This is a genomic window from Lentilactobacillus sp. Marseille-Q4993 (assembly GCF_951230165.1).
In the GTDB taxonomy this organism is placed as follows: domain Bacteria; phylum Bacillota; class Bacilli; order Lactobacillales; family Lactobacillaceae; genus Lentilactobacillus.
Genome location: NZ_CATNVB010000031.1, coordinates 18,619 through 32,234, shown reverse-complemented (window position 1 = coordinate 32,234; position 13,616 = coordinate 18,619). Strand labels below are relative to the sequence as shown.

Sequence of the window (13,616 nt, the reverse complement as noted above, 5' to 3'; positions counted from 1 at the left end):
ACCAGCATCTTCTTTACAACAGAAATAACGGCGTTTCAAGATTAAAATCACTGTGCTTCCAATCGCTCGTGGATACCGGACGGTTGTCTTCCGCCAACCATATTTGGTTATTTGACCTTCATTAACAATTCCACAGTGTTCACAAGCCTTAGGAACATAATCAAGCGTAGCTTGAATCCTAGTCACACCATCATTACCAACCGAACTATCAATCAAAGTTATTTTTTCATCTTTTATATTTAATAAATCTTTGCTAATATTATCCATGCGGAGTCCTTTCTTTGAACGCTTTTAGTAGGGTGGTTTAAAACGGAGGGTCTCCGTTTTTTGTGTACCTTTAGAATATACAAAAAATCTGCTATCAGTGATAGAAAAATCTATCACCAACAACAGATATTGTAGAACCATTTTATTTTCCTGAAATTTACTACTGTTTTTTTGTGTTCTTCCATAATTGCGCTTATTTTTTTAAACGAAGAGAGAAAGCCAACAGTTACAACATTTAACAAGCACCCGGCTTAAAACAAAGACCCAGCCCTAATTTCGACCTGAAATTAAGGCTGGGCTTTTACATCCATTTTATTAACAATCTAATTTTCTAATTCAATGGCGTCGACGATTTTACCAACTCCGCCGGCCACAACATCAACAAATATCCATAGCCATCCTGGTCGAACGACAAACTCTCACATTCCCGCTTGCTGGTAAAGCCATAGTAGTGAATATCACTCGGGCTGATACTGCCATCCCTCACCTCTTGAGTCGGAATCGACGTTAAAATATCATCCGAAACAAAATACAACCTGTCATTCTTAGCATTGTAGCTAATCCCTTGGTTTGGCGAACCACCACGACTCTTTAGGTACGATGGAGCTGCTTGAAATTGAACATCATGCTTATCAAGGCGACCAAAGAAGAACATCATCCCCAATCCAGTTTTCCGGCACCAGTATGCGTTACCTTGCTTATCAAACGTCAAGGTGTGGAGCTGATAATTATCAGAATCGCCATAAAACATCTTGAAATTATATTCCCGAATCGGTTTCAAATTATCGGTGTTCATCTCAATTACGTCATTATTCTCACTCTGATTTTCTAAATCCGTAAGCGTATTATCCTTAACGATATATAGGTGTTGGTTTTGCGGATTAAACGATAATGTCTGCCCGTGACCAATATCGATTTGTTGACTAATTTGGGCTGCCGCTGCAATCTTCTCGTTCTTAAACAGTTCACTGTTCTCTTGCTTGATCGCCTTTATCTTCTTTTCAGCTTTAGCGATTGCTAGTTTGATCACTCGCTTATCGTGCTTATCACTAACCACTCCTAATTTAGCGTTAAGGGCCTTTATCTTTAGTTTAGGCTGCTTCATTTCGTTAAAGGCATTTTCGTAGTCCTGATTATGAGCCAGCCCCTCGTTTGTATACGGGTTGAAATAGTTAAACGCCCGCCATAGCGCCATTGTATCCTTACCAACTCCGAGTTGTTGCAGCTTTTGAAGATTGTACTCCACGATTACTCCTAGGTTGGTTTCACTACCGTTTGACTCGATAAAGTAAACATTTCCCTGGTCATCAAGCGTGACGTTTTGGAAATTACCATGCTGATATCCAGTTACATTGAACCCATCGGGTAAGAAAAACTGGGTGGCTAAATTTGTCTGGGCACTGCTATCAGCAGTGGTCTGGTAATTATCAACCGTTGATGGTGAATCAGGGGTCAAAGTATGCTCATTATATTTTCGATCCATATTACCCTTCACGGTCTGATTGTCTATCACGTTAAGACTTTTCTTCTTATATTCCTTTAAAACATTGCCCTTATCAACTTGAGTGATGTTATTAGCTGGGTCAGGAGCATAGATTACGTCCGCTAACACTGTCTGATACCCCAGAGTCATTCCCACCATCACACTCAGCCCAAGAACGGCCATTTTTAGCTGCTTTTTCATTATTAAATCCCTTCCAATCACTGATTTGCTGGTAATACATTCACAGAAACTGAGTCACCAAACTTGGCTGCTCCAATTGTTGATACATCACCAGTTGAGAGCTTGTTCCCGTCAAGCTGATACCCAGTACCATCAAGAGCTGCAACGATTTGACTAGTGATTGCCGCATTGTCATCCTGCTTAAGCGTCCAGCCAGTAGCCGTACTCTCCCCAAGGTCAGAACCTTTTGGAGCCGGATCATCGGCGTCTGTGTTGACGTAATCTATTGAAGTGACTGTTTTACCAGTGTCATTAGCAATCAGTTTGATTCTGACCGCACTATCCGCAATCGTCTTGGTTTTCTTGGCTCCACTCAGATACACCGTATTGCCAAACGAAGTTGTGGCTAACTCCTGCTTCTGCTTAGCCGATAATGTCAGACTGTAACCAGATTTCTTCAACGTATCACTTACATCTTTTTGTAATGCATTTGCGTCATCGTCAGACAAACCAACAAAACCATTATTATCAACCGCCAGCGTATCATTCACATTATTGGCAGTCTTAGTGTAGTTAAAACTACCTAGTACCCCGCCACTATCATCAACTAAATTGACCTTCAGCGAATCCGTCGGGGTGGCATCCGTTGGCAAAGCAGTTAGCGAAGTTTTGCCACCAAACTGGGCTTCAGCTAAAAAGCCATTTTTTGCCGCGCTAATGGTTTCAATCCCATAACCAGTTCCAGCCAAGGCATCTCTAATCAACTTTTGAATTTTCTGTTTATCACTAGCTCGAAGAATCCAAACGGGGGTACCAGATTCAGAGTAGTTGATGCCAAGATAGTCGCCAGCTTCAGCAGCCGGTTTAACGTAATCAACCGCCTTTAAGAGCTGTCCCGCAGAATTTACGATATCAATTCGAATCGCATTATGAGCAATCGGTTTCTCAGCTGGAGTTAAGCCACTATACAGAATCCACCCATTTAATTTACTTTCCGAACTATCAGTGCTTTGAACATACACCCACGTATCACCCTCACGAGTTCGAGTTCCCATTTTAGTGACTTTGAAAGTTTGGTCTTTATACGGGGCTGCATCACCAACCGTCTGCTTAGCCCCTCGGACCGTGCCAAGCGGTTCTGTGTAAGTCAAATTCTTCCCATCGTTAGCGAATCCAGGTGTGGTAATCGTGAATTCATATTTGCTTAGCGAAGTGGGCACACCAATCTGTTTGAACGTCTTAAACGCCTTTAATCCCCCACCAAATTTGCCAGCTTTATTCCCACCAAAAATCCAGCCACGATACTGGTTATCATTCGAAATCACCCGATAGTAAACCCGACCAGTTTTAGTAACTTCTTGATTGGTCGCCACAAAGTTTTGACTAGATGAGCCAACTTTTGCTAGTTGTTTCAACTGGGTGTTGCCAACCATCACTTGTCGCTCCTTGCTGGTTGTTGGTTTGTTATATAACGGTGCCTTGCCCGTAAAAGTTACGTTATTTTTGGCCAAACTAGCATCCAGTGAACTGAACTCTGGTCCACCATGTGAGTTTGCCCGCGAAATCAACGGCGCCGTCACAACCAATCCCAGTGCCCCCACCGATAAAATCAGCGTTCGTTTCCAATTAATAATCACTTTTTCCATCTCCAAATTCATGGTATTAATCTTCGCGAATCCCAATGAAGATACTTTGATTGTACTTGGAAAAGGAGCTCTGAAAACCCGATTAACATAACCTTTACATAGCTTTTACACGATATTTTCATTATGTAAACTACTAGTTACTCGCCGTATGCCTTGCCGTCATCACCTAATATCTGGTATCGTTGATTTAATAGCTTATCGAGGGGAAAAACAAATGGCAAAAAGACGTAGACGTTACAGTAAGAGAACCACCCAGAGTACCATCGCAGCGATTATTGTCCTAGGAATCATCGCTCTTTTTAACGGTGGTTTAAAGGGAAACTTGATTCCGAGTTCAACCCCAAGTCACGAAACTCACACCCAATCAGTTACAAAGACTGACAAGTTAGCCAGTTTAGACTTTAAGTCCGGCGAAAACTCGGTCGTTTATGTAAACAAAAACAAATCAACTTTGAATCCCAAAAGCTGGCAGGAAAACAAAGTTGACTATCAAAATTTAGATCATTATAACCGAACCAGTGGGGCTAATGTTGCTTATTTAGAAAACCGCAACTTAGCGTCAAATGATGACCGTGAACGGCAGTATGTTCGACCGACAGCTTGGCATCAGAAGTTTGTTGACGGCGAGGCGATTATTAATCGAGGCCACTTAATTGCTTACTCCCTTTCTGGCGGGATTAATGCCAACGGTCGCTACGATGGTAGTGAGGCGGGTGACCAGAACAACCCCAAGAATTTATTTACCCAGACCGCATTTTCAAATCAGAAGGTCCAAACTATTTACGAACAAAAAGTTCGCCAGGCACTTTATGATCACCATAAAGTTATTTTCTACGCCAAACCAATTTTCCGAGGTTCAGAACGAATGGCGCGTGGAATCCACCTACAAGCTATCAGTACTGACGGCAGTTTAGACTTTAACGTATACCTATTCAATGTCCAACCAGGTGTGCAGTTCGATTATCAAACTGGGCGTTCTAAGATTGACCGCGATTTCAAGGTAGAAGAACCAAATCAGTAGATACAATCAATAAAACCCATGAGTTTGAGTTGTTCCTCAACCTCATGGGTCTTTTTATTTCTTAATCAATTCCAAATTAGTCCTAACAATCTGCTCGTTAGTCTTAGTCAGCATGTCGTAATCCATCAGATCAGGATTTCTAAACCAATAAACGTAAGAGTTGATAACTCCAAATGACAAATATTGTAGGATAAGCCGATTTTTGCCGTCATTTTCTTCAATATTCAACACATCACAGAGGGTATTAAACAACATCACATGTAAATCATCAATTAGCGAACGGTGGCGATCATTAAGACATAGTTGCCGAAACCCTTTGTAATTGGACATAAGGATCGTATCAAAAACCACCAGTAAATTATCCGCCACTAAATCCGGACTCTGCAACGCTCGATACACTTTAAGTGCTAAAAAATCCCGATAATCTTCAAAAATTTCGTAAATGTTGTCGTAATGCACATAAAAAGTTCGGCGGCTTACATTTGCGTGATTACATAAATCAGTTATAGAAATATTTTCAATCGGTTGCGTTTCCAGCATTTCAAATAACGAACTGGTTAACGCTTCCTTGGTTTTCTCAATCCTTTTATCCATAAAAATCCTTTCAAAAGATATTACACACTTTTACTTTTATTGGTACCAAATACATTGTATTAAGCAATAAGATAAATAACAAGTAAAGTTACTGCAATCATATTATTTTGAAAGGAAAATTATTATGTGGGATTTTTTAAATTCAATTTTTGCAACGTACCACGGAACATCATATTCTTTAAACGACTTCGTAAATGCGCTTAATCCAAACAACCCTCAATATGTACTTACATTAGGGGTCGCAGGACTAACTTTTGCCATCGGCTTTATTGAATATATTTACAGCTTTTTACTAGTAAACCGAGAAGGCAAATCGCCTTACAACATTCTCATGCACTCATATTACTTTGCAATTGATTCAATGGGAATTTTTGTATTCTTGACCGCCTCCCATGCGGTTGGAGGCTTCTGGGTCTTCAATTTCGCGGCAATCGCTGAAGTTGCTTGGACTTTGTTTGAAGTCTATAACTTGGTCAAATGTATCTACGTTGAGCGAGAAGAAATTTGGGGGAATATTTCCACCACCGATGCCTGGCTTCGAGTTTGTGGCTGGGTCCTGGTAATGGTTCCGACCGTCAACTTATTCAGAGTATTCATGAACGACCCAGCAATGCTAAAGTGGTATATTTTTACCAACATTTTGATGGGAATTATGCCTGGCTTGTACTGGGAAAAACGAGGGACCAGAATGGGAGCTTCAACTGGTTTGGCAATTGTTATCATTATCGGAACGATCAACTCGTTCTTGCCTTCCAACATGTGGGCTCAAATTAGTCCTTACTTCTCAATGGCAAATAATCCATGGTTCTACGTTACGGGGATTGTGGCCATCTGCTTCTCAATCAGAACCCTGTTTGTTCTCAAAAAATTACCAGCTAAACCAAAGAGATTGCCAAATGGCAAGAAGCCAATTTGGTAAAAATTAAACAGCCAGTAAAAATTTCGCTCGAAATTTTCACTGGCTGTTTTTGATTTGCCCATTTTACGGATTAGGCTCTCTGCCCACCATCCACTACGAATTCCGCACCATTTGCGAATTTGGATTCATCGCTTCCGAGGTAGACACAAACTTCACCAATATCCTTTGGTTCCCCCATATGGCCAACTGGAATCGTTGAAATAATCTGTTCCTTGTAGTCATCTGGCACGATAGCTGTGTCAATCCAGCCTGGATGGACTGAATTTACCCTAATATCAACTTTTTGAGATGCTAACTGTAATGCCGTTGCATGCGTCAACATTCTTGTTCCACCCTTGGTTGCTGAGTAGGCTGGGTTCATTGGTAAGCCAACCAGACCGGCAACTGATGAAACGTTGATAATTGAGCCTTTAGCACCATTATGTTTCTTCATTGCTTTAATGCCATACTTTTCACCCAAGAAATTACCGGTTAAGTTGATACCAACAATCTTGTTCCATTCTTCTAGACTGGAATCTTCAAGGAGCCCGTTTGCCCCACCAATTCCGGCATTATTAACTAGAATATCTAGTTTGCCAAACTTTGCGATCGTTTGATCGATCACCTTTTGCCAGTCCTCTTCCTTAGCAACATCTTGTTGAACGAATAGGGCTTTATCATCACCAAACTTTTCAACGGCTGATTTACCACCATCAACGTTATGGTTAGCGGTAATTACAACCTTGGCTCCTTCACGAACATAACATTCAGCAATCCCGAGTCCAATTCCAGCAACGCCACCAGTGATAATCGCAACTTTATCCTTTAATCTATCCATTTAAAATTCCTCCCCTTATTCTTTCAACTTCAGTATATAGTTTATAAAACCGGTTACAAGAATGTCGAATCCTAAGTATCAGTAATCAATAAAACCTCTATCCTTCGTGTTTCTTATTATTTTTATATTTGATTACCAGCCAGTAAAGGACAACCGCGTAAACCACAAAGCAGATAAAACTAGCTTCTAATCCAAACTCCCCACCGTTGATCAGTGAACTAGCGCTGGTTTCATGTGATTGCCACACTCCAGCAATGTTTGGTGTTCCCGAGACAGACGTTCCGAACAGGACGCCTTCGGCAAAGTTCCACGACCCATGAATCGCACCATTAATGAGCAAGTTCCCCCAAACCAATCTGACAAAGGACATCACGACTGAGAACAAAATCAGATTCAGTCCAGCTAGCCACGTAACTCCCGAATTACCTAGATGCATGACCGCAAAGACAAATGAATTAACAACCACTCCCGTAACCACGCGGTGCTTCGTTAGAAAGTAGCCAAGCACAAATCCACGACACAATACTTCTTCAAAAAAGCTTTGAATTAAAAAGCCTCCAAAAAAGAGAAGGATAATCCCAGTTTTGCCAAAATTAAATACCCAACTGACGGAATATCCTTTTAGGAGGACACTGGCAATCCAAACTAACCCAAATAATCCAGCGCCTCCCAAAAGTCCCTTTAAATACTTAGGCCAGTCAGTGAAGTCTACCGCCGCAATTTGGTGGTTGTTTCTAAAAACGCCAAGGATAATAAACACCCCAACGATTTCACTCCACAAAATAATAATCATCTGAAAATCAATGTTTGAAATTTTTGAGCTGATGCCTGTCCACGATAAAATTTTCGGCACAATTTCGGTGGTAAGTGATAATAGAAATGCCACCAGAATAATAATCACAATATCTCGGGTTTTTAAATAAAGTTGTTTCATAATGTCCACCCCTTATTATCGATAATAGTATCAGCCAAGTCATAGATAGCCAACTAAAAGAGATTCATCATTTTAATATAGATAATAGTTGTTCGCCACAAACCCGTTTGATATGCTAATTGTAACAATAACATTTGGAGGGTTTACTAATGAAAATAAAGGCCACTTTACTGACCTTACTACTGTTTGTTAGTGTTGGGTTAGCTGGATGTAGTTCAAATTCTGACAAGTCGAGCAACCAAAGTGACAACAAAGTTGAAAAGCAATCTAGTTCTAGCAATAAGTCTAGTTCTGAATCTTCATCGAACGATAATAATAATCAATCTTCAAGCCAAAGTAACGATTCTCAGGCATCATCCAACTCCAGTTCGAAAGCTAAGGTAAGTTATCGAACGGTCAATTTTGAAGCCCAACTTGATGACATTAATGATTCAAGACTATACAAGAACGTACCAATGAGTCGCAATGCCAAAACTTACAGTTGGGACTCAGTTAACGCTCATGAGGGGCAGAATATTTACGTTGATAAAAAGGCTCTCGTTCGGACTCGTGACCGTGACCACGATGACGACTACGATGATGATGATGATAAGCATGACGACGATAATGGTTATGATACTGAAGAATATTACCGGATTCGTTTCTCCTCGAATGAAAATTCGGCTAAGTATTGGGTAGAAGAAGATGTGGTCGACGATGGCGATTAGGTTTTAATCAAGGGTACTTTTTCTCGTTGAGAATAGTGCCCTTTTTATTTTGTCGATATTCCTCTAATTTCTCATAATTTTTAGTTAATCCCATGTTATTATAAATTCATCAAACTAGAGGAGTGATTTACTTTGCAACCCATCTCTGTCAAAATGCACGAACTCGCCAAGCCACTTTGGGAAAAGAGTTTCCATCACCCATTCATCACAGAACTTGCAGCTGGTAGCCTACCAATGGACAACTTTAGGTACTACTTAAAGCAGGATCGATACTACCTCGGTAACTTTGCTGACCTGCACCGAAAAATCGCTGCCCAAACCACGGACCCAGCAATCAAACAATTCTTGATTGAAGGTGCTGACGGTATGAACTCTGGTGAAACTGAGATTCGCAAAGAATTCTTCGGTGAACTCAAAATTGACGAAAACGAAATTAAAACAACGCCAATTTCACCAAACGCATATAACTACGTTGCCCACATGTACCATGAATTAAACGAAGGCACAACTGCTACCGCAACTACGGCCCTTCTCCCCTGCTACTGGCTTTACAACGAGATGGGCCAGCAGTTAGTTAATGTCGGCTCCCCAGTTAAAATTTACCAGCAATTTATTGAAACCTATGACAGTCCAGAGTTCTCCGATGCCACTAATAAAATGATCAGCATCGTTGATAAGCTTGGAGCAGAGGCTTCCGATGAAGAACAAGAAGCGATGATCAAATCATTTCTCAGAAGTAGCTATTTTGAGCTGAACTTTTGGCAAATGGCGTATGAAAAGGAGACGTGGGGAGTATGACTCCATATTAAAAGGTCAATCCGTTTTGGATTGACCTTTTTTATTATTCATCAAACTCTTCCACCGTTTCCACCGTATAATTAGCACTTCCTGCCAATAGTTTGGAAACGCAGCAACGACCTTCCGTTTCCTCAGTCAGTTGCTTCGCCGTTTCAAAATCAACGTCTGGAATTCTTATTTGAGCGTTTACTAGAAATTCATAATTAGCTTTGGCCCCGATGTACGCGACTTGAACATGAACCTGGCCACTTCTCGGCAGTTTATGTTCATCTTGGACAAACTCTAAAGTCGCCTTCAAGCAAGTTGCGAGTGACATCCCTAATAATTGTTCCGGGTTAGTTCCCAAATGATCATTCAAAGGGCTACTAGTCTGCACCTTAATTCCGCCGGGGACATAAGCGTGGCCTTCAAGTCCCTCATCATTTCGTGCCTCAGTTCTATACAGTGGGCGTCGCCAACGTTCATCCTTCATTGTGTTGTCCTCCGATACCGTTTACATAGAATTATAGGTTGTGGACGATGAAAGTCAAACGCAAACTAATTAATTTCGTATTCACCGTAAATGCCACCAGCAAATCCAGTTTGAACTGTGTAATTCTGCAAATTATGGCTTAAATTAACATCAAGGTCAAAATGCTTGTTAAAGTTTGGATAGCTGGTACTGATACATTGAAGTGTTACCCGCCCACTATTACCGTGAACTTGACCAGAAACAATTGTTGCACTCACAATCAATCCCTGTTTATCACCACGGAGTGTCCAGAACCAATTACCGTTAACCACGTAGAAATGGGAATACGTTATTTCTCCATCATTAGTTCTTGTCTTCGGTACTTCTTCAGAAGAGCCACGAACAACCCTTGATAACCAATCATTAACTGATTGATCTGTATTAGTATTATAAGTCTGACTAAAATCATCATCCGCATCCTTACCAATCCAATAATTACCATTTATATTCTTAAATGCCGTATTAATGTTGTAACGCAGATGGTCATTGGATATCCAAGATAGTTTAAGCTGATACTTCGTACCGGGTTCATAAACCGAACTCGTGACATTAACTAGATAAGCATCACTTTGCTTGGTAACGCTGGAGACAACAGCATCCTCAACTTCGCCTCGCTTGCTGGAATTGAATAGCCAGTGCCACTTTTGAGTTGGTTCGTCATAATAAAACCGCGAGTAGGTAATATCGCCACCGTTAGTTCTCGTTTCTGGATCCTCAACCCCATTACTAGTAAATGCAGCCAAGTTGTCCATTCCATTTGAAACTTGAATCGGGGTCGATTTTTCCTTTTTAGTTGGCTTTTTAATAACCACGGAACTGTCAGCTGCAGCCTGTTGTTTATGTTTGCTAGCCTGGTTACGCTTGTTACCGCCTACCACCACAATAATCATTACTACCAGGAGAACAATAATCACTGACGCAAGGGCAATCAGAATATTCTCTTTTGAATGGGGCTTATTTGCGGTGTGTTTTAGTCGCTTTCCCAATTTGGTTTCCCCCTATTCTTCAAAGGTACGGGCGACGATGGCGGACTGGTTTTCAGAGGAACCAGTAATATTCTTCACCATTTCCATCCCTGATGTACCAACGTTATGAACTTGGAGGTATCCTTGCTCGGTTATCGTGAATGACGCAACTGATGGGGTAGATCCTGTTTGATAGTGGGTATGATACTTTTTATTGACATACTCATGGTTTTCTACCACAAAAACACCCAGTCTCCCACTCTTATCAAACGAGAATTGATACCCATAAACATTAGGATCATTATCATCCGCATTTTCGTTGCTTTCATCACTGTAACCATACTTCTCTATATTTCGATAAATCCAATCCTTTATCTGACTTCTCGTCAGGTTTCTTGTATTTACTTGCTGAGGAGCCGTGGTTTGGGAACCACCAACCGTATAATTACCGTTGATACTCTTAAAGTCAGTATGAACGTTATATTCCTGTTTCCCCTTATCAAGCCAGTGCAAAGTCAACGTATACTTAGTTCCTTGTTCATACACCTGACTAGTAGTCTTTAGTTGATAATCACTACCGGATTTCTTAATTCCAGTAATTTTACCCACTTCAACTTCACCACGGTTATTAGAAGTCAACTTCCAGTACCAATTATTCCCGCTTTTATAAAACTGGGACGCGGTTGGATCACCACCAGTAACGCTGTCCTGATTTTCAGTTGCCCTCTCAGTCAAATTGCCGAGCACTTCTCCTGGTTTGAGTGCCAGCTTTTTAGGTTTGCTTGGCTTTTTTGTTGCGGTCGCTTTTGGCTGCATATCGGCCTTATTGGCATCTTTGTTAGAACTGCCAAGGGCAAATGCCAACCAAATTGCCAACACAACAATAACGCCGCCCAAAATTGCTAAAACTCGTTTCTGCCACCGGCCATGTTGGGCCTGGTTTCTGTCACTTCTGTTCATAAAAATATCCCCTCAATCTTCCCAATGTTGATTATACTAATATAACTATATGACTATTGGGGTTGGGGCGTCAATGCAACAAGGAAAAGAGTGAGTCATTCGTAACTAGTCGCACCAAACAAAGCATTTTATTAGCTACCTGCCACCTTTAGTCACTATGATAATCATCAACTACTAATATCGTAATTCTTCACCGCTACTATTCATTCGCAAAGTAATCTTTTCCGTCGCCACATCCCTCACAAACATCACATCATGATCAATAAACAACATTGGCGGCTTGACCTCCAAAACTAGGTTTTCAATTTCTTGTCTGGTAATAATGTCCAAATAATTCAGCGGTTCATCCCAAACGTAAAGATTTGCAGGCTCAACTAACGACTTTGCTAACGAAATTTTCCGTTTCTGGCCCATACTCATATCTTCCATCTTGTTGTCGAACACAGACCGATCAAATCCGAGTTTTCGCAGCGCATTCAAGAATAAGGACAGGTCCAACTTGTTGCTTTCGGCGTATTCTCTCAAATCTCCATTAACATTATCAAACAGCTGGCCAACATAGGAGATCTTAAGCCCACCGGCTAGTTTGCTAGTTCCTTGGGTTTCGATGCTTTCATCCCCTAAAATTGCCCTTATTACCGTTGTCTTACCAATCCCATTTGGACCCATAATCGCTACTCTATCGTGCCGACCAATTTTAAACGAAATCGGTTCAATCAGTTGGTGGCCTGATCGACTAACCGTAAAGTCCGAAACCGTTAGCAGGTTCTTCTGAGGAGTCCGGCTAAAGTTAAGCGTTAGTTCCTGCTCTTCATCAATATTCTTGAGTAAGCTCTTCTTTTCTTCAATTTCACTATCGGTTCGTCGTTCCATCACCTTTTTGCGTTTCATAACCTTAGCAGCTTTATGCCCAATGAACCCTTTATCAAGGTCGACATGGCCTTGGCCCTTATACGCTGACTGGCCCTTCTTATTTTCGGTGTTGTTGCCCCATTGACTAACCCGTTTGGCAGCTTTCTCCAGCCTTTTGACATCACCCTCAATTTCAGCCTTTTTCCGCTTTTCAAATTCGTTTTGCTGGTCAAACGCTACCTTCCAGGTGTCGTAATCACCCTTCAGAACCTCAACCTTACTTCTATCAATAGACATCACGTGATCGACTACTTTATTGATTAGGTCACGGTCATGACTAACAACGATAAAGCCAGTCTTCTGCTTAAGATAATCCGCAACAATCTTTCTACCATCAACATCTAAATGATTGGTTGGCTCATCAATCAGTTTAAATGTATTTTCATCACTAAATAGAACAGCTAGTTTTAGCTTGGTCTTTTCACCTGGACTGAGCGTACTAAATTGTTGATTCAAGACAGTATCTTTCAGTTGCAGCTTATCCATTTCAATTTGAATTCGCCAAAGTTCACTAATATCAATTCCAGCCATTTTTAAGACAACGTTCTGAGCTGAATCCGCATCGCTAATTACCGCCTGCGGAAAATAGTGGAATTTCAAATTACTTTGGACGTCACCAATATACTCAAGTTGACCCAGCAAAATCCTCATTAACGTGGTTTTGCCTCGCCCATTTCTACCAATCAATCCCAGTTTCCAGGATTCATCGATACTGATATTCAACTTATTAAATAAGTTGCTTTGCATGCCGTCATATCTAAACGACAAATTATTAATGTTTATCATACCCATGATATATTCACCTCTTAATGCTGGTGGTTAATCATGACAATTAAACCAATCCTATCGCTGAATCGGTTAACACATATTCAATTTGGTGGTTGCTAACGTTGATGAAATCA

14 protein-coding genes are annotated in these 13,616 nt (G+C 40.9%); 4 read left to right on the top strand and 10 right to left on the bottom strand.

The features are described from left to right. From QOW94_RS09235 to QOW94_RS09225, 3 genes are all read right to left on the bottom strand, one after another. The coding region (locus tag QOW94_RS09235; RefSeq protein WP_283680116.1) for a transposase family protein at positions 1–267 on the bottom strand (267 nt) is incomplete at its 3' end. Between the two features lie 331 nt (positions 268–598). Further along, entirely contained in the window at positions 599–1,951 is a 1,353-nt protein-coding gene (locus tag QOW94_RS09230) for a hypothetical protein (protein ID WP_283680115.1), read from the bottom strand. Between the two features lie 17 nt (positions 1,952–1,968). Next, complete coding sequence (locus tag QOW94_RS09225; protein ID WP_283680119.1) at positions 1,969–3,576, bottom strand: GW dipeptide domain-containing protein; 1,608 nt, start codon at positions 3,574–3,576, stop codon at positions 1,969–1,971. Between the two features lie 214 nt (positions 3,577–3,790). Here QOW94_RS09225 and QOW94_RS09220 point away from each other — a divergent pair, with 214 nt between their 5' ends. Continuing rightward, positions 3,791–4,597, top strand: a complete 807-nt coding sequence (locus QOW94_RS09220) for a DNA/RNA non-specific endonuclease (protein WP_283680114.1) — start codon at positions 3,791–3,793, stop codon at positions 4,595–4,597. Positions 4,598–4,651: 54 nt separating this feature from the next. Here the strand turns inward: QOW94_RS09220 and QOW94_RS09215 are convergent, their stop codons facing one another. Continuing rightward, positions 4,652–5,191: a TetR/AcrR family transcriptional regulator gene (locus tag QOW94_RS09215; RefSeq protein WP_283680113.1), complete on the bottom strand. Its 540-nt coding sequence runs from the start codon at positions 5,189–5,191 to the stop codon at positions 4,652–4,654. Positions 5,192–5,315: 124 nt separating this feature from the next. On the opposite strand from QOW94_RS09215, the gene QOW94_RS09210 reads away from it, so the two are divergent. Beyond that, entirely contained in the window at positions 5,316–6,110 is a 795-nt protein-coding gene (locus tag QOW94_RS09210; RefSeq protein ID WP_283680112.1) for a hypothetical protein, read from the top strand. Positions 6,111–6,180: 70 nt separating this feature from the next. Here the strand turns inward: QOW94_RS09210 and QOW94_RS09205 are convergent, their stop codons facing one another. After that, positions 6,181–6,927, bottom strand: coding sequence for a glucose 1-dehydrogenase (locus tag QOW94_RS09205; RefSeq protein WP_283680111.1), 747 nt, complete (start codon positions 6,925–6,927; stop codon positions 6,181–6,183). A 97-nt stretch (positions 6,928–7,024) separates the two neighbouring features. Beyond that, positions 7,025–7,861: a CPBP family intramembrane glutamic endopeptidase gene (locus QOW94_RS09200; RefSeq protein ID WP_283680110.1), complete on the bottom strand. Its 837-nt coding sequence runs from the start codon at positions 7,859–7,861 to the stop codon at positions 7,025–7,027. A gap of 149 nt (positions 7,862–8,010) precedes the next feature. On the opposite strand from QOW94_RS09200, the gene QOW94_RS09195 reads away from it, so the two are divergent. After that, positions 8,011–8,568 (top strand): hypothetical protein, encoded by a 558-nt coding sequence (locus QOW94_RS09195; RefSeq protein ID WP_283680108.1) that lies wholly within the window; start codon positions 8,011–8,013, stop codon positions 8,566–8,568. A gap of 132 nt (positions 8,569–8,700) precedes the next feature. Further along, entirely contained in the window at positions 8,701–9,366 is a 666-nt protein-coding gene (tenA, locus tag QOW94_RS09190) for a thiaminase II (protein ID WP_283680106.1), read from the top strand. Positions 9,367–9,409: 43 nt separating this feature from the next. Here tenA and QOW94_RS09185 read toward each other — a convergent pair whose 3' ends face one another. The 4 genes from QOW94_RS09185 to abc-f form a co-directional block, all read right to left on the bottom strand. Beyond that, complete coding sequence (locus QOW94_RS09185) at positions 9,410–9,838, bottom strand: OsmC family protein (protein ID WP_283680105.1); 429 nt, start codon at positions 9,836–9,838, stop codon at positions 9,410–9,412. 65 nt (positions 9,839–9,903) lie between these two features. Next, positions 9,904–10,863 carry a hypothetical protein gene (locus QOW94_RS09180; protein WP_283680104.1) on the bottom strand — a complete coding sequence of 320 codons (960 nt, stop codon included), beginning with the start codon at positions 10,861–10,863 and terminating at the stop codon, positions 9,904–9,906. Positions 10,864–10,875: 12 nt separating this feature from the next. Further along, positions 10,876–11,802, bottom strand: coding sequence for a hypothetical protein (locus QOW94_RS09175; protein ID WP_283680102.1), 927 nt, complete (start codon positions 11,800–11,802; stop codon positions 10,876–10,878). Positions 11,803–11,976: 174 nt separating this feature from the next. Next, positions 11,977–13,506, bottom strand: coding sequence for a ribosomal protection-like ABC-F family protein (gene abc-f, locus QOW94_RS09170; RefSeq protein ID WP_283680101.1), 1,530 nt, complete (start codon positions 13,504–13,506; stop codon positions 11,977–11,979). Between the last annotated feature and the right edge of the window lie 110 nt (positions 13,507–13,616).